This window comes from Brevibacillus sp. Leaf182, from assembly GCF_001423865.2.
GTDB lineage: Bacteria > Bacillota > Bacilli > Brevibacillales > Brevibacillaceae > Brevibacillus > Brevibacillus brevis_C.
The window spans coordinates 239,720-256,169 of sequence record NZ_LMPN02000023.1; the positions used below are offsets into that span (position 1 = coordinate 239,720).

Below are 16,450 nucleotides of genomic sequence, written 5' to 3' on the forward strand. Positions count from 1 at the left end.
GGACATTTTTACTTTCGTACTTTTGTGCTTTCTTGCTTCTTTGCTTTTGTGCGTTCAAGTGTTAGTGGTACTTTATCCTGAATTACTTGTTTCGTCAACGAAATCGGGTGAATTCGGAATCGTAAAATAATTCAGGGCAGCGAGATGCAAAAATAGGTTGTCTAAACGGCAGTGATCAGTCACGTCCGCTACTCCTCAGAGGGGCGGACTTTTTCGTGCGCTTTTTTATAATAAGACCTTATTTAAAATTATTATAAAAAGATATTGACTTTCAAATTATATCAAGTACAATGATAATTGTTCCTAGTTGATAATAATTATAATTTGATAATAAGGAAAGGGGGAGCCGCTCATGTATGATGTCATCATCATCGGTGGAGGACCAGCTGGTGCTTCCGCTGCCATTTATACAGCTCGTGGAAATCTAAAGACGCTCGTCATTGATAAGGCACCCGGAACCGGGGCGCTTGCCCTGACACATAAAATCGCCAACTACCCAGGGGTGGAAGGTGAGATGACTGGGAAAGAACTGCTGGATAAAATGCGCAGACAAGCGGAGGGCTTTGGTGCAGAATTCATCCAGACTACGATTTCTGCGGTAGATGTAGAGGATGAGGAAAAAAGCATCTTCACGGCTCATGGTACTTTCCAAGCGAAGGCCGTGATCGTAGCGACTGGTTCCAAAGGGCGTAACCGTATGCTCCCAGGCGAAGAGCAATTGCTCGGGCGAGGTGTGAGCACTTGCGCGACATGCGACGGAGCTTTTTATGAAGGCAAGCACGTTGCAGTCATCGGTGATACGGAGGAAGCATTGGAAGAAGCGCATGCACTGACCAAATTTACAGACAAAATCACTTTCTTGGTGCCTCGCGCTGATCTTCAAGGGATAGAAGGACTACCTGAGCTGCCGAACACGGAAATGCGTTTCCGTACACGCCCATTGGAAATCGTGGGAGAGAAGGCGGTCGAAGGGTTACGCATTCGCACGGCAGAAGGAACAGAAGAAATGCTGTCCGTTGATGGAGTCTTCGTCTTCCTTTCTGGCAGCAAGCCGGGTACCGATTTCTTGGATGGACAAGTTCCCCTCGATGAGGAAGGATTTATGATTCTGGATGAGTTCATGCAGTCTTCTGTTCCAGGAGTATTTGGAGCGGGTGAGGTACGCAAAACACCTGTGAAGCAAGCAGTAGTCGCTGCGGCAGACGGTGCCATTGCAGCAATGGCTGTAGACAAATACATCAACAAGCGTTCCAAAGTTGTCCCCCAATACAAATAGAAGAAAAGGAGAGAAACAAACATGGCACAAGCAATCGTATACTCCAGCACAAATTGCAACTTCTGCAAGCAATTAAAGTCGTATTTGACAGAACAAAACATTTCTTTCGAAGAGCGCAACATTGATGAAAAAGACGAGTACGGCCAGGAGCTGAGCCGTTTAGGCGTGATGTCTGTTCCTTTGACAGTCATTGGTGAAAAGCAAATTTTGGGCTTCAACCCGACACGCATCAAAAAAGTACTGGCAGCATTGGAAGAGGCTGCGAAGTAATTTCTATCAGACACCATATAAAAGGAGAGATTAATCATGACAACACAGCAAACGATTCAACTTCAAGTAGGAAAACCAGCGCCTGACTTTAACATGCTTACAACAAAAAACATCGAGACACTGGAAGAACGTGTGTCGCTGGCTGATTACAAAGGAAAATGGCTGATTTTGTTCTTCTGGCCGTTCGACTTTACATTCGTTTGCCCGACAGAAGTAACTTCGTTTAGTGACAACATGGAAGAGTTCGAGGATTTGGATTGCGAAGTGCTGGGCGTATCCACGGATAGCGTACATACGCACCGGGCATGGATCAAAACACCACGCGATGAAAACGGCATCGGTGAAGTAAACTTCCCGCTTGCGAGCGACTTCAAAAAAGAGACGGCACGTGCTTATGGTGTCCTGGACGAAGAGACCGGTGCTGCTCACCGTGGTTTGTTCATCATCGATCCAGACGGCATTCTCCGCTACCAAGTGGTAACAGACATGAACGTAGGTCGTAGCGTGGCAGAGACGACTCGTATTTTGCAAGCCCTGCAAGCTGGCGGTCTGTGCCCGGCGAACTGGAAGCCAGGACAGAAGACACTGTAATCAATTGCTTCTATATATAAAAGAAGAAGGACAATCCCCCAGTCTTTTGCAGACGGAGGGATTGTCCTTTTTCAATGGAAGGAACACGTGGAGATGGAGCTAACGTTGACGATTCCATTCCTCTACAAGCAGTTCGTTGTTGATACTCATGCCAGCCGCAGAGCCAAGAGCCGCGGCAGTAATCACTTGGTAGTGTGTAGATGCTGCATCGCCTGCACTGTAGACGCCCGATACGCTCGTTTTCCCAAAGCTGTCGACGATGACCGTACCTGCTTCCGTTACCTGGCAGCCTAATGCTTGCGGCAAGTCAGATCCAGCCACGAGCTTGGGAGCAAAAAAGATCCCTGTGCACGAAATGCTGTTGCCATCTGTAAGCTCAACGTGCTGAACCATCCCATCGGCAGATACAATTCGCTCGATCGGGGAGTCAAAGACAGGAACGCGATGCTGTAACAGCTCCAACCTTTGTTCTTCCGTGAATTCATCTGGTTCATTGGTGCAGATCGTGTATTGATTGGTCCAACCAGACAACATTTTTGCCAAGTGCAATGCCTTCTCTCCATTGGCGATTAAGACGAGTGGCTGGTCGCGTAATTCCCATCCATCGCAATAAGGGCAGACAAAAGCACTTTTTCCATAGACTTCCTCTAATCCGTTAACAGGCAACGGGAGGTCCTTCATTCCCACTGCGAATAGCAGCTTTTTGCTTTGATAGGTTGTTCCCTGTGCAGTCGTAATGAGAAAATTTCCATCGTGTCCCGTGATTGTTAAAGCTGTATCCTCCACGAAATGGACGGAGGGGTAGGCGCTGATTTGCTCCCTGGCAATGAGACGAAATTCGCCCGGAGTGATGCCGTCTCTCGTAAGAAAGCCGTGCGACTCACGAGTAACGCGATTCCGTGGACGGCCTTCATCGATAACAACCACACTTTTTCTTGCCCTGCCAAGTGCGAGAGCGGCACTCATACCTGCTGGTCCTCCACCAATAATCCCTACATCGATAAGTTGATTCATGTTTATATACCACCTTTATAGATTCTTTATATCCGTAATATCGTATCAAAGCACCTATTGTAGACCCTTAATGTCTATTATAAACAAACCTTCCTGATAATCAAGCCGAGAAACACTTTGTATTCTTTTTGTAAATATTCCCTTATATCGGCAAAATACAACGCCTTCCAAATAGTAGCAACCTACCATTTTCGCAAGCGAAAAGGAAAAAAAAGGAAGAGTAAATATACCTAATTGAGAAAATGTGTGGGCCAGAAGACCGTCCCGGTTGCAGGACTTCCCTCCAAAAAACGTAGGACGATGGAGGCGAATCCGTCCCAACATTACAATTTCATGACAAATCTGAAAAAGACACAATAGTGAATTTTGTCTATGGGAACGACTTGCTCCCTATGTTTACAATGACTGTGACGTGGCAACATATCGGAGGTTGACGAGGAATGGAGCCAACAAAAAAGAGAAGATGGCGCTGGATGAGCCTGACCATGCTGATCGTGGTGGGGGCAAGTGCCTTCTGGTGGTTTTGGGCAGCAGACCGTGTCGAAAGCATGGAGACGACTACAGGTGCTCAATTAAAATTTCGCGCGAATGGCGAGCTGTTCGAAGTCTATCAGAATCAAAAATGGCAGCCCTTTTTCGCGAAAGGCGTCAATCTGGGGGCGTCGTTACCGGGTCATTATCCAGGGGAGCTTCCCATCACAAGAGAGGATTACATGCGCTGGTTTGCGATGATCGACGAGATGGGAGCGAACGTCATTCGTGTGTATACCATCCATTCTCCTGTCTTCTATGAAGCGCTGGTCGACTACAATCAGCGAAAAGAAGGGGACCCTCTCTACTTGATGCAAGGCATTTGGAGTCCAGAAGAGCTGTTGATTGAAAAGAAAGACGCCTATTTGCCAGAGATTCGCGAGGAGTTTCGACAGGAAATCAAAGATGCAGTCGGCGCTGTCTACGGGGATATCACCCTGCCGGAAAAATCGGGAAAGGCAAGTGGTACATACCGTGCCAATGCGGGCAAATACTTGATCGGCTGGCACACAGGGACTGAGTGGGACCCTGTAATGGTGCGAAACACCAACCGCCTGCATCAAAAAGTTGCACCCTATCAAGGGAAGTACTTCCACGCGACATCGAATGCAACTGCTTTTGAAACCTGGATTGCTGAAATGGTGGATACCGTCGCAATGGAGGAGAGCAAATACGGTTGGCAGCATCCAATGACTTTCACCAATTGGGTGACAACAGACCCCTTATCACATCCGGGAGAGCCGATTCAACATGAGGATTTGGTCAGTGTCGATCCTACCCATATAGAGCCAACACAGTGGGAGGCAGGCTACTTCGCTTCCTATCACGTGTACCCGTATTATCCGGATTTCTTCCGCTACGACACTACCCTGCAACAGTTGAAGAACGATGCAGGGCAAATCGATACGTACAAAGCGTATTTGCGAAAACTGAAGCAGTATCACAAAAACATGCCGATCATGGTGACGGAATTTGGGGTCCCGGCATCGGTGGGAGTCGCCCATCTGGGCAATTTAGGGCGCAATCAGGGTGGTCATTCAGAAAAGCAGCAGGGAGAGATCGATGTCGAGCTTTTGCAAGAAATTCATCAGGAAGGGTATGCGGGAGCAATTGTATTCGTCTGGCAGGACGAGTGGTTCAAAAAAACGTGGAACACGATGCGCTTTGAATTGCCGGAAGATCGGCGCTCCCTGTGGATCAACGTGTTGACCAATGAGTCTTTGTTTGGAGTCCTTGGCATGTACCCGAACAAAGAAGGCGTGCTGACCATCGATGGGAATCGCACAGATTGGGATCAGCTCGTGCCAGAAGAGAAGCAACGCCTCGATGTTCAAGTTCCGGGTGTTGACGAAATCTGGATGACACATGATGAAGGGTACGTCTATTTCCTTGCTCAGTTGAAGGAAGAGTTTGACCCGGCTAAACAACAGCTTTATGTAGGTGTTGATACGCTTCCTGGCGGGAACAAGCATGCGGAACAGCTTCCTGGCCTGACGCTGGATGAGGGGCTAGAGACGCTGATCGCGTTGGGAAAAGCAGACGAGAGCCAGATTCAAATCGCTGCCAATTACGATTTTCATGCACGCTTATACGGAAAACGCTATGGCATGCTTACGGTCAAGGAAGCGGAGAAAAAAGACAATTCCGGGATATTCAAACCGTGGAAGCTGGCCGTTAGCCTGGAGATGGAGCCGCCAGACAGCAAGAAGTACTATCCGTTGGAGGAAGTCGAGGTCGGCAAGCTGATCCGGGGAACGACAGATGCCCAAGACCCGCAGTACGACTCACGAACCGCATGGCAAGCGAAGGGCAAAGTGGTAGAGCTGAGAGTACCGTGGATGCTGCTTGGATTTACAGACCCGAGCTCCTTGTCCGTCATGAGCTATGAGGATGATGGCAAAAGCTTCACGACGAAGAAGACGAAAGGCATACGCATTCTGCCGCTCTTGGTGGATACAGCGACGAAACAAGTCGTCGGGCAAAACGCGTATGCAGTGACGAAGCTCCCGATGTATACATGGCAAGGCTGGGAGCAGGTCGGCTATCACGAACGCAAAAAACAAAGCTATTCCATACTAAAAAAAGCATTCCATGAGATTGAGGCTCCGGTGAAGATCGAGACTCAGCCTTGATTGGATAGGAGAGTGGCAAATGTGCAAACACCATTGGCGACGGCAATTGTTTTTCTGTACGCGCTATGTGGATTGACAGTATTAGGCTTGCTTGTCTTGTTCGCACTGAAGCTGCGCAACATTTCGGTGGAGAAACAGACCATGCGTTGTCTGGAAAAATATCGCGACTACTTCGTTTACCTGCAAGCACACGGGGAAGAAGAGGAGCGCTTGCAAGTGCCTTATGGCGATGTGACGCAAAAAGAAAAGCAAATCATTCAGAAAAAGCTGTTTGAGCTGATGGAGTGCTTCACAGGCATTCATCGGGACAAGCTGATCTGGCTCTGCGAGGATATGGGACTCGTAGAGCTGGACATGCAAAGACTAAATGGCTGGTGGAAATGGACGAGAGTGGATGCCGCATACAATTTGGGGATCATGCGCTCCAAGCTTGCCGTACCTGCTCTATTCACCCTCCTGCAAAAAAACACAGATGACACCAGTGTTTTTATCATTGCGCGCTCCGTCGCCAAATGTGCACGCAACACAGAAGATTTGCGGGAAATGGTGACTCACGTTGTCAGAGCGAAGAAAAATGTCCACCAGCTCATTGTGGACATCATCAGTGATTCGCAGGTAGATACGGCACCTCTTTTTGCACAATTTTTACAAGAATCCGATGCTGAACTGGTCCAAATCGGACTGATTGGCTACGCCGTGCATGTTCAGCCCGGCATTGAGCCTGCGCTATACCAGCTCATTCAATCGCCTGACAAGGAAGTCCGAATTAAGGCAGTCAAGCTCATGTGCCGGGATATCCGCTATATGAATGAGCAGACAGTCACTGATTTTATGAATCACAAGGATTGGGAAATTCGGGCAATGGCAGCGAAGGCAATTGGCTCACTGAAATTGCATTCGTACATTCCCTCGCTGAAAAAGGCCGTGGGCGATGCGAACTGGTGGGTTCGTCATCACAGTGCACGCAGCCTGGCGCAGCTAGAGGTCGAAGGCTTTGCTGCCCTGTGTGAAATTTTGCAGGAAGAGAGAAATGGTCATAAGAGCGAGATGGCTCATCAAGTGATTCAGGAGGAGCTGGAAAAAGAGAAGCTGGTTCTACAGGGTGCGACAGCGACAGAGAAGCTCGTGCAATACAACGAAAAGCTGCATCTGTACCGCAAGTCATATCGAAAAACGATCTCCACGGTTCAGGCACTGGAAAGATAGAGCGAAAGGAGGCTGCCATGAGAGAGTTTCTACTTTACTACGGAGTATTTGCGGTCTATTACGTCATTGCGATTAACTCTTTGTACTTCATCATCATGCTGTTCTCGTTCAAGAGCATCATGGGAATCTTAAAAAGCTCCATCTATTCGAGATTCCAGACACTTTCAGGCTCTGAGCACGTTCCGCCGATTTCGATTCTCGTGCCAGCATACAACGAAGAGCTGACGATTATTGAAAATGTAAGGTCGCTCTTATCCTTGAACTATCCACGCTACGAGGTGCTCGTGGTCAACGATGGATCGAAGGATGCTACCTTGCAGGTATTGATTAACGAGTTTTCACTGGTTTACTCCGAGCACATGCCAGTACAGCCGCTTCTTCATACATCGAAGATCAGGGGAGTCTACCACAATCCGGCTTTTCCGAATCTGTATTTGATCGACAAAGAGAACGGAGGAAAAGCTGACTCGCTCAATGCGGGGATCAATCTCTCCCACTATCCGTTGATCGCTTCTATCGATGCAGATTCCTTGCTGGAAAAAGACGCGCTGATTCGCATTGCGAAGGTGTATATGGAAAACCCGGATGAAACAGTAGCCATCGGTGGAGATATCCGCATTGCCAACGGCTGCAAGATCGAAGACGGTGTCGTGAAAGACATTCGTTTGCCAGACAAGTTTTTGCCGATGATGCAATCCGTCGAATACCTCAAGGCGTTTCTCGGGGGACGGATCGGCTGGAGCGCGATCAACGGATTGATTATCGTCTCAGGCGCGTTCGGAGTTTTTCGCAAGGATTACATTATCAAGGTAGGCGGCTATCGCGAGGGGTATCCGGGTGAAGACATGAACATCATCATCAAGCTGCACAAGTACATGCTGGAAAACAAGCTGCCGTACCGAGTGGCATTTTGCCCCGATGCGGTCTGCTGGACGCAAGCGCCGGATACACTCAAAATTTTGGGCAGTCAACGGCGCAGATGGGGACGCGGGAATCTGAAAAACATGATTGAGTACGGCAGATACATGGCGTTTCGCCCCAAGTACAAGCTGTTCGGGATGCTCACGCTACCGTTCAATATCTTGTTTGAAACCTTGAATCCGTACTTCCGCATCACGGGTCTATTGGCCCTCATCGGATACACCATGCTGGATATGACCAACGGCTACGTCCTCTTAATCTACGGCTTGCTCAATGTGCTGTATGGCATGCTGCTTGGCATTGGCTCCTTATTGCTGGAGGAAATCGCGTTTCGACGGTATCCGCGTTTTCGGGACATCGTCAAAATGCTTTTCTATACGATTCTGATGTTCTTCGGCTATCGGCAAATCGGTGTCATCTGGAGATTCCTCGGTCATATTGAATATTTACGCAACAACAACTCTTGGGGAACGATGACGCGGACGAGCTGGCAGACGAAGGGCAGCGAAAACATTTCAAGTTTGGAGGCTAGATCATGAGTAATCTCGTACCTGTTTTTTACGAGCATCTGAGCAAGATGGAAGAGAAACAATTGGCGTGTGGGGTTATTCTAGCGGCTTGCAAAACCCTCACGAAAGAGTCAATGGAGCTGATCAAGCAAGACCTGGGCACTCGTTCAGGAGACGGCTCCGAGATTGCTTTACATTACGCGTATGACAAAAACAAGCAGCTCTTCGGAATCCTGCTTGAAGGACAGAAGCTTTCGAGTACCCATTTCTATGCTTTGCGCGTAAAAGACTATTTGCAAGAGCACAAACTGCTAGCAGGTAGCCTGTTCATTGCGAGTTTTCCCGAAAGCTCTCGCTCGTCCGGTCAAATGCTGATGCGGATGGTCCAAGAGATGAGAGAGCCAGGCACTCATGGGGAGATCAAGATTTACGAGCAGAATCCCGCTCAAAAAGAGGAGCCGGCAAGTATTTTGCTGGTTAACCATGATGAGACTGTCAACGAGTTTTTGAGCATCTATTTTCAACGCAAAGGGTATCTCGTTACGGTAGCCAATGACGGGATGGACGGCATGGAAAAATATCAGGAGGTCGCCCCTGATCTTGTCATTACCGACCTGAATCTCCCTATCCTCAATGGATACCAGCTCATGGAAAAAATCAAGCATATCAGCGCTTCTATGAGCAAGATTATGGTGCTCACTGACAAACGACTGGAAGAAGATGTGCAAAAATCGTTTGCGATGGGAGCATCTGATTACATTACAAAACCATTCTCCCCGGTAGAACTGGAAGCCAGGGTGAAAAGGCTGATTTCATAATTCTAGAAAGAGAAAGGGAGAGAAACGAGGATGGCGAGATACGAGGAACTGCAACAGAAGATTCAACGAAAGACAGCAAAAGTGGGTGTCATTGGGCTTGGGTATGTAGGGCTGCCGCTGGCGGTAGAGACGATCAAGAGCGGTTATACCGTAATCGGAATCGATCTGCATGGCGGAAAAATCGAGAGCCTGAAAAGGGGAGAGTCTTATGTTCAGGATATTTCCAATGAAACCTTGCAGGAATGCCTCGCGACCAACCGCTTTTTTCCGACGACCGATTATAGCGTAATCGAGGAGCTGGATGCGATCAGCATTTGCGTTCCAACGCCACTCAGTCCCAATCAGGACCCGGACACCTCTTACATTACAAACGTTGTCGAGCAAATCAAGCGATTCATGAAAAGAGGAATGCTCATTACGCTGGAGAGTACAACCTATCCGGGAACGACGGAAGAGCTGATCCAGCGGGAATTTGAAAAGCTGGGGTATCGGGCTGGCATCGACTTTTTCCTCTGCTACTCGCCGGAGAGGGTCGATCCGGGCAATCGCAAATACAGTACGTACAATACGCCAAAGGTGATCGGCGGAACGACAGAACGTTGCATAGAGTTAGGCACACTCTTGTACGGCAGCCTGGTCAAGACCGTCGTGCCGGTTTCTTCGCCAAAGGTGGCGGAGATGTCCAAGCTTTTGGAGAACACCTTCCGTAGCGTCAATATTGCCTTCATGAATGAGATGGCGATGATGTGCGACAGAATGGGCATCAATGTTTGGGAAGTAATCAAGGCCGCATCGACCAAGCCTTTCGGGTTCATGCCGTTTTACCCGGGACCCGGAATCGGTGGGCATTGCATACCGCTCGATCCGATGTATTTGTCGTGGAAGGCCAAGGGCTTTCGTTTTCACAGCCAATTTATTGAGATCGCCCAATCGATTAATGACAACATGCCGGACTATGTGCGCAATAAGACAGCACAGGTGCTCAACATTTACGCGAAAGCGATCAACAGCTCGCGTATCTTGATTCTCGGCATGGCCTACAAGCCGGAAGTTGATGACCTGCGGGAATCACCAGGTCTGGAAATTTACGAGCTGTTCACCAATAGCGGAGCAACTGTCGACTATTACGACCCGTATGCGCAGAGCTTTGTGAATAAAAAAGGCGAGATCGTCCATTCCATCGCCAATGACTACGAGGCGTTCAAGACTTACGATTGCATGGTGCTCATTACGAATCACCAATGCTTTGCCTATCAGGAGCTGGCGGATTTGGGAGTGGCCATTATCGATACACGAAATGCGTTTGAGGGCATCACGAATCCGAATGTATATCGCATCGGAACCTCCGTCGCTATCAGGCAGGAGAAGGAAGTTGTCAGCTTGCTCGCATAATACAAAGTCCGAACAGTATACGCAACAAGGGAGGAACCGATGACATGTGCGGAATTATGGGATATATCGGGAACAAGGAAGCGCAGCCGATTCTAATCAATGGGCTGCGAAAGCTGGAATACAGAGGCTACGATTCGGCTGGCATTGCGATTTGTGACGGAGCAACCATCGGCATTCGCAAAGCAAAAGGCAGAATTGACGTACTGGAGAGCCAAACCCAAAAGTCCGGCTTGCAGGGCTCCATCGGCATTGGACATACGCGCTGGGCGACCCACGGACGACCGTCTGATGAAAACTCTCATCCTCATTTTGATCAATCCGGCAAGTTCTCGATCGTGCATAACGGCATTATCGAGAACTATCTGGATCTCAAGCAGGAGTTGATCGAAAAAGGCGTGACGTTTACTTCGGAGACGGATACGGAGGTCATCGTGCACCTTTTGGCGCAGGAATACAATGACAACCTGGTTGCGGCAGTGCAGAAGGTCGCTGGCAAAATTCGCGGAGCATTTGCTCTCGGTGTGATGACGGAGCATGAGCCTGACAAGCTGATTGCAGTTCGTATGGCAAGCCCGTTGATTATCGGGGTAGGGGAGAATGAGAATTTTATCGGTTCTGATATCCCGGCGATCCTGGAGCATACGCGCGATGTGTACGTTCTCGAAGACGGAGACCTGGCGATTCTGACCAAAGATTCAGTTCACCTCATGCGTCTGGATACAACGGAGCCAATCGAGCGAGAGCTGGTGCGTATTGAGTGGGACAAGGAGCAAGCGGAAAAAGACGGCTTCGCTCACTATATGCAAAAGGAAATTTACGAGCAGCCGCGTGCCCTGCGCAATACCATGACAGGTCGAATCGATGCTACCCAGCAAAAGGTTGTTTTCCCCAATCTTCAGCTATCGGAAGCGAGTGCCAAGCGTGTGGAGAAAATCTACATTGTCGCATGCGGTACCGCTTATCATGCGGGCTTGATCGGCAAGCATGTGATTGAACGACTGGCACAGATTCCGGTAGAAGTAGATGTAGCGTCGGAGTTTCGTTACCGTCGCCCGCTCTTTCAGCCCAATACGCTTACGATTGCCGTCAGTCAATCAGGGGAGACAGCAGATACATTGGCAGCCATGCGGGAAGCCAAACGAAACGGCTCAGCAGTACTCGCTATTACGAATGTAGTCGGCAGCTCGATTGCTCGTGATGCCGATGACGTGATTACGACAAATGCAGGTCCGGAAATCGCGGTTGCTTCGACGAAGGCATATACCTCGCAGTTGATCGCGTTTTACTTGCTCGGCATCTATTTGGCACAAGCGAAGGGGACACTGGACGCTGATACCCGTGCTTCACTGCTTCACCAACTGACCGGTCTTCCTGATCAAGTCGAGCATATACTCGAGCATGCAGATGAGATACGTCATTTTGCTGAATCGATCAAGGACGAGCAGCATCTGTTTTTCATCGGACGAGGACTCGATCATGCGGTATCTATGGAAGGCTCGCTCAAGCTAAAGGAAATCTCGTATATTCACTCGGAGGCGTATGCGGCAGGAGAGCTAAAGCACGGTACGCTGGCGCTGATCGAAGAGGGAACGAGAGTCATCGCCCTGGCTACACAAGATGAGCTGCATGAGAAAATGATCAGTAATATTACAGAAGTGAAAGCCCGTGGAGCAAAAGTTCTCGGTATTACCTTGGAAGGACATGTAGAGCTGCATCGCTCAGTTGATGATGTTTGCCTGATTCCGCAGACAGATGCCTTACTTACACCTGTTCTAGGCGTTATCCCCCTTCAGCTCATTTCCTATTACACTTCTGTTGCGCTTGGCAATGACGTAGATCGTCCACGAAATTTGGCCAAAAGTGTAACAGTTGAGTAAACACAAACGTCAGTCGTAAGGAAGGTAGAGCATTCAAGAAGGGGGAAAGATGAATGAACACCTCGAATCGGACGTTGAATCAGGAGAAATTACTGGAGATTATGCTTCAGGCCTATCAGCTGGGCGTGCAGAGGAAAGACATTAATTTGACCATGATGATTGACACACTGACTTACGAATTGAAACCATACTTCGATCAGCAAATCCAACAAGGTCAGCTTGCAAAAGGGGAGCTGACCAAGACGGAGGCGATAGGATGAACATACATGCAGTAGTACTTGCAGCAGGAAAAGGAACCAGAATGAAATCTTCGCTCTACAAGGTCATGCATCCAATCTGCGGGAAGCCGATGATTGAACATGTCGTAGAGACATTGGAAGCATTGTCACTTCGCCACTTGGTCGTCGTTGTCGGCCACGGAGCCGAAGTGGTCAAAGAGCAGTTGAAAAACCGCGTTCAGTATGCGTATCAACCGGAACAACTGGGTACTGCTCATGCTGTTTGGATGAGCCAGGAAATTCTTGGAGCGCAGGATGGCGTGACGATTGTCATGAATGGCGATACCCCGCTCGTACAAGAACAGACGCTGCGCAGTTTGCTCGAATATCACCAGTTGAAACAGGCAGCAGCCACGGTTTTGACCGCCATTGTGGACGAGCCTACAGGCTATGGCAGGATCATTCGCGATGAGAACGGCGATGTCCGTAAAATTATCGAGGAAAAAGACGCGACCTTGGGCCAAAAAAAGGTGAACGAGATCAGCACCGGAATCTTTTGCTTCGACAATCAAAAGCTGTTTTCAATGCTGCCGATGGTCTCCAACGAAAACGCGCAAGGGGAGTTTTACTTGCCGGACGTTCTAGGGCTTTTGCAAGAGCAAGGTCATTTGGTCACGGCGTTTGCAACGGATGATCCCGAAGAAGGCAATGGCGTCAATGATCGTGTGCAGCTCGCTGATTTGGAACAACTGATGCGCAAGCGAATCAACGATTTCCATATGCGAAACGGAGTTACGATGATAGACCCGAGCTCGACGTACATCGATTCGGACGTAATGATCGGGCGTGATACGGTGCTCTATCCGGGAACCTGCCTTTTTGGCGACACACAGATCGGTGAAGGCTGCCAGATCGGGCCGCACGCGCTGGTCAAAAACAAGAGCATCGAGGATTACACGAGAATTCAGCCGTTTTCAGCGGTTGACGGCAGTACGTTTGCTGAGCGGGCTTTTGCTGGAGTGGGAGCGACGACACAACAGTACGGTATCGACCAGCGCTGATGCAGGTAATTCGTCGATATAGCTGGCTTTGGATAGCACTGCTCCTTGTAACAGTGGCTTCGATCATCATGCTGTCGTTGGCAAACACCCGCTCCGCCCTGACAAAAGCAACCTGGATATGGGACGCCAAGCAAATAGAGACCCAAACCGATGAAATGATCGCGTTTGCCGAGAAAAACGACATCAACCTGATCTATCTTCACGTTGAACCAGCATCTGTTGCGCCCCAGACGTATCGTACCTTCATTGAAAAAGCCAACCAGGCAGGTATTAAGGTTGAGGCACTTGGCGGTGACCCCAATTGGGCGTTAACTGCGAATCGCCAGAGCATCGACGATCTGATCTCCTGGGTGAAGGCGTTCAATCGCAGTGCCAAGTCAGATGAACGATTCTCGGGGATTCACGTCGATATCGAGCCGTATTTGTTGCCTGCATGGAAGGAAGACCAGGGAGAAATCGTCCGGCAATGGCTGGAAAACGTCAGCTATCTGACGGCAGAGACGAAGAAGGATACGGATCTCGCTGTCGGTGCCGACTTGCCTTTTTGGATCGACTCCGTAAACGTTCCTGACAGTGATGAAAAAGTGAGCAACTGGATGGTGCAGCGACTCGACAGTATTACGTTAATGGCCTACCGGAATCAAGCCCTTGGGCAAAATGGGATCGTCCAAATCGTAGAAAAGATCGTCGATGATGCCAATGTACGCAAAAAAGGGTCGGTCATCGTAGGCGTCAACATCATGGAAACGATGGAAGGCGCTCATGTGAGCTTTTATGAAGAAGGCACAAAAGAGATGAACAACCAGTTGGCCATTTTACAGGAGGAGCTGTCTAGCAATCCGGCGTTTGCAGGAAGTGCGATCCATGATTACGAGAGCTGGAAGCACGCAAGTCAACGAGAGGAGCAACTTTGACGAATGAAAGCTGCGCGCATCTATTTGAGTGTTCTCTGCCTGACGGTCGGCTTTCTGTTCGGCTTTTCCCCCGCGGAGAAGAAGAGTAAAGCAACGTGGATCTGGCAGTCCGAAATGATCGGGAGAGAGAAACAAGAGATTCTCGATTTCTGCAAAAGTAACGATATTAATCTCGTCTACTTGCGAATCGAAATGAACAAGCCCTATGATTACTACCGCGATTTTATCCGCGAAGCGACAGAGATGGGGATCGAAGTTCATGCGGTTGCTGGCCATCCGGCATGGGCACTCAAAAGCAATGAAAAGCGGATGATGAATATCGTCCACTGGGTAAAAAGCTACAACCGTGAAGCGCAGAAGAATGAGCGAATTCGCGGGATTCAGTTAGACATCGAGCCGTATCTCCTACCTTTTTGGGAGGCCGATCAGAAGAGGATTATCCGTGAATGGCAAGCCAATGTGCAGGCGTTCACAGCCGAGGTGTCAAAAGACGAGGATTTGGTTGCCAGTGCAGCCATTCCATTTTGGCTGGACGATATTCCCGTTCCGGGACAAGAAGAGATGTCCTTGTCCAAATGGATGATCAGCCAGTTTGATACGGTATGTATCATGGCGTATCGCGACACACTTTCCGGTCAGAACGGCATCCTGAACTTGATTGATCAGGAAATGAAGGAAGCGGATGAATTAGAGTCGCGTGTCCTGGTTGCTGTGAATATGAAGCCGCTGGATGAAGACCACACTTCTTTTGCAGAGGAAGGTCCGGCTCTCATGAAACAGCAATTAGAGCAATTGCCTGCACATTTGGCACAGCATCCGTCCTTCTCTGGTGTCGCGATTCATGATTATCGCAACTGGAAGGAGGCGATTCCACTGCCCCCGGAAACGAAGCAACGCTACAAAGGCACCTACATATGGCGTGCAGAATTGATTGGCACGGAAAAGGAGGAAATTCTCTCCTTTGCGGAACAAAATGGGGTGAATCTCCTCTATGTTCGTCTAGATTTGGAGCAACCGACTTCCTATTATCGCGATTTCGTGAGAGAGGCTCGTGAAGCGGGGATCGAGGTTCATGCGATGGGCGGTCATCCGATTTGGGCGATGTCTGAAAGTCGGAGCAAGATCATAAAGCTCGTGAATTGGGTGAAAGCCTACAATGAGTCTGTCTCGACAGAAGAGCAATTTCACGGCATTCACTTAGATATTGAGCCGTACGTCCTTCCTGCCTGGCGTGAGGATAAAGAGGCAGTTTTACGCCAGTGGATGGGTAACATCGAAGCTTTTGTCGAAGAGACCAAGAACGGAACTTCCTTGGAAGCAAGCGTCGACCTCGCGGCGTGGCTGGACAAGACACCGACTCCAGGTCAGCCCGAGCTGCCGTTTTCGCATTGGATGATCAAACAGCTTGATCATACGACCTTGATGGCTTTTCGTGATCGAGCTCCCGGCATCATCGGCTTGGTTGAAAATCAGATGAAGTACGCAGAGAGCCTCCAGAAAAAGCTGGTCGTCGCTGTGGAGACGAAAGAGAGCCACGAAGGGAACGGAATCACCTTTTACGAGGAAGGCATGGGCGAAATGGATCGACAGCTAGATCTGGTGACAAAAGTGCTGGATCGGTACTCCTCTTATTGGGGGCTCGCCATTCATGCGTATGACTACTGGAAAAACGGGAAAGAGTAGGCTGCCTGCATCGTGCACCTTTGTTGTAAAATAGAAG

14 protein-coding genes are annotated in these 16,450 nt (G+C 49.2%); 13 read left to right on the forward strand and 1 reads right to left on the reverse strand.

Annotated elements, in window-relative coordinates; translation table 11 throughout:
* The first annotated feature begins 352 nt into the window (after positions 1-352).
* Genes ASG16_RS14595 through ASG16_RS14605 form a run of 3 tightly spaced genes read left to right on the forward strand, consistent with a single transcriptional unit; the run spans position 353 to position 2,137 of the window.
* The gene (locus ASG16_RS14595) at positions 353-1,276 is read left to right on the forward strand and encodes an NAD(P)/FAD-dependent oxidoreductase (protein ID WP_056496832.1); all 924 of its coding nucleotides are present in this window, start codon (positions 353-355) and stop codon (positions 1,274-1,276) included.
* Positions 1,277-1,297: 21 nt separating this feature from the next.
* The gene (locus ASG16_RS14600; protein WP_056496829.1) at positions 1,298-1,546 is read left to right on the forward strand and encodes a glutaredoxin family protein; all 249 of its coding nucleotides are present in this window, start codon (positions 1,298-1,300) and stop codon (positions 1,544-1,546) included.
* 36 nt (positions 1,547-1,582) lie between these two features.
* Positions 1,583-2,137 carry a peroxiredoxin gene (locus ASG16_RS14605; protein WP_056496826.1) on the forward strand — a complete coding sequence of 185 codons (555 nt, stop codon included), beginning with the start codon at positions 1,583-1,585 and terminating at the stop codon, positions 2,135-2,137.
* A gap of 99 nt (positions 2,138-2,236) precedes the next feature.
* Here ASG16_RS14605 and ASG16_RS14610 read toward each other — a convergent pair whose 3' ends face one another.
* On the reverse strand, positions 2,237-3,151 hold the full coding sequence (locus tag ASG16_RS14610; protein ID WP_056496823.1) for an NAD(P)/FAD-dependent oxidoreductase: 915 nt from the start codon (positions 3,149-3,151) through the stop codon (positions 2,237-2,239).
* A gap of 440 nt (positions 3,152-3,591) precedes the next feature.
* On the opposite strand from ASG16_RS14610, the gene ASG16_RS14615 reads away from it, so the two are divergent.
* The 10 genes from ASG16_RS14615 to ASG16_RS14660 are packed head-to-tail and all read left to right on the forward strand — an operon-like array spanning position 3,592 to position 16,413.
* Complete coding sequence (locus tag ASG16_RS14615) at positions 3,592-5,814, forward strand: hypothetical protein (protein WP_056496820.1); 2,223 nt, start codon at positions 3,592-3,594, stop codon at positions 5,812-5,814.
* A gap of 21 nt (positions 5,815-5,835) precedes the next feature.
* A complete protein-coding gene (locus tag ASG16_RS14620; protein ID WP_056496817.1) occupies positions 5,836-7,020 on the forward strand; it encodes a HEAT repeat domain-containing protein in 1,185 nt (394 codons plus the stop codon).
* Between the two features lie 17 nt (positions 7,021-7,037).
* A complete protein-coding gene (locus tag ASG16_RS14625; RefSeq protein WP_056496814.1) occupies positions 7,038-8,480 on the forward strand; it encodes a glycosyltransferase family 2 protein in 1,443 nt (480 codons plus the stop codon).
* Positions 8,477-9,268 carry a response regulator transcription factor gene (locus ASG16_RS14630; protein WP_056496811.1) on the forward strand — a complete coding sequence of 264 codons (792 nt, stop codon included), beginning with the start codon at positions 8,477-8,479 and terminating at the stop codon, positions 9,266-9,268. The genes ASG16_RS14625 and ASG16_RS14630 overlap by 4 nt, the downstream gene beginning before the upstream one ends.
* Positions 9,269-9,298: 30 nt before the next feature.
* Positions 9,299-10,660, forward strand: coding sequence for a nucleotide sugar dehydrogenase (locus ASG16_RS14635; RefSeq protein WP_048031677.1), 1,362 nt, complete (start codon positions 9,299-9,301; stop codon positions 10,658-10,660).
* A gap of 44 nt (positions 10,661-10,704) precedes the next feature.
* Positions 10,705-12,537, forward strand: coding sequence for a glutamine--fructose-6-phosphate transaminase (isomerizing) (gene glmS / locus ASG16_RS14640; RefSeq protein WP_056496810.1), 1,833 nt, complete (start codon positions 10,705-10,707; stop codon positions 12,535-12,537).
* 53 nt (positions 12,538-12,590) lie between these two features.
* Positions 12,591-12,797 carry a hypothetical protein gene (locus tag ASG16_RS14645; protein WP_048031679.1) on the forward strand — a complete coding sequence of 69 codons (207 nt, stop codon included), beginning with the start codon at positions 12,591-12,593 and terminating at the stop codon, positions 12,795-12,797.
* Positions 12,794-13,816, forward strand: a complete 1,023-nt coding sequence (glmU, locus tag ASG16_RS14650) for a bifunctional UDP-N-acetylglucosamine diphosphorylase/glucosamine-1-phosphate N-acetyltransferase GlmU (RefSeq protein ID WP_056496806.1) — start codon at positions 12,794-12,796, stop codon at positions 13,814-13,816. Before ASG16_RS14645 ends, glmU begins: the two co-directional genes overlap by 4 nt.
* Complete coding sequence (locus tag ASG16_RS14655) at positions 13,816-14,730, forward strand: hypothetical protein (protein WP_056496803.1); 915 nt, start codon at positions 13,816-13,818, stop codon at positions 14,728-14,730. Before glmU ends, ASG16_RS14655 begins: the two co-directional genes overlap by 1 nt.
* Positions 14,731-14,733: 3 nt before the next feature.
* Positions 14,734-16,413 carry a hypothetical protein gene (locus tag ASG16_RS14660; protein WP_056496800.1) on the forward strand — a complete coding sequence of 560 codons (1,680 nt, stop codon included), beginning with the start codon at positions 14,734-14,736 and terminating at the stop codon, positions 16,411-16,413.
* Positions 16,414-16,450: the final 37 nt, after the last annotated feature.

Excerpts from the sequence above, each read along its gene's own strand:
- ASG16_RS14595 (WP_056496832.1), top strand. The coding sequence starts at position 353 with ATGTATGATGTCATCATCATCGGTGGAGGACCAGCTGGTGCTTCCGCT.
- ASG16_RS14600 (WP_056496829.1), top strand. The coding sequence starts at position 1,298 with ATGGCACAAGCAATCGTATACTCCAGCACAAATTGCAACTTCTGCAAG.
- ASG16_RS14605 (WP_056496826.1), top strand. The coding sequence starts at position 1,583 with ATGACAACACAGCAAACGATTCAACTTCAAGTAGGAAAACCAGCGCCT.
- ASG16_RS14610 (WP_056496823.1), bottom strand. The coding sequence starts at position 3,151 with ATGAATCAACTTATCGATGTAGGGATTATTGGTGGAGGACCAGCAGGT.
- ASG16_RS14615 (WP_056496820.1), top strand. The coding sequence starts at position 3,592 with ATGGAGCCAACAAAAAAGAGAAGATGGCGCTGGATGAGCCTGACCATG.
- ASG16_RS14625 (WP_056496814.1), top strand. The coding sequence starts at position 7,038 with ATGAGAGAGTTTCTACTTTACTACGGAGTATTTGCGGTCTATTACGTC.
- ASG16_RS14630 (WP_056496811.1), top strand. The coding sequence starts at position 8,477 with ATGAGTAATCTCGTACCTGTTTTTTACGAGCATCTGAGCAAGATGGAA.
- ASG16_RS14635 (WP_048031677.1), top strand. The coding sequence starts at position 9,299 with ATGGCGAGATACGAGGAACTGCAACAGAAGATTCAACGAAAGACAGCA.
- glmS (WP_056496810.1), top strand. The coding sequence starts at position 10,705 with ATGTGCGGAATTATGGGATATATCGGGAACAAGGAAGCGCAGCCGATT.
- ASG16_RS14645 (WP_048031679.1), top strand. The coding sequence starts at position 12,591 with ATGAACACCTCGAATCGGACGTTGAATCAGGAGAAATTACTGGAGATT.
- glmU (WP_056496806.1), top strand. The coding sequence starts at position 12,794 with ATGAACATACATGCAGTAGTACTTGCAGCAGGAAAAGGAACCAGAATG.
- ASG16_RS14655 (WP_056496803.1), top strand. The coding sequence starts at position 13,816 with ATGCAGGTAATTCGTCGATATAGCTGGCTTTGGATAGCACTGCTCCTT.
- ASG16_RS14660 (WP_056496800.1), top strand. The coding sequence starts at position 14,734 with ATGAAAGCTGCGCGCATCTATTTGAGTGTTCTCTGCCTGACGGTCGGC.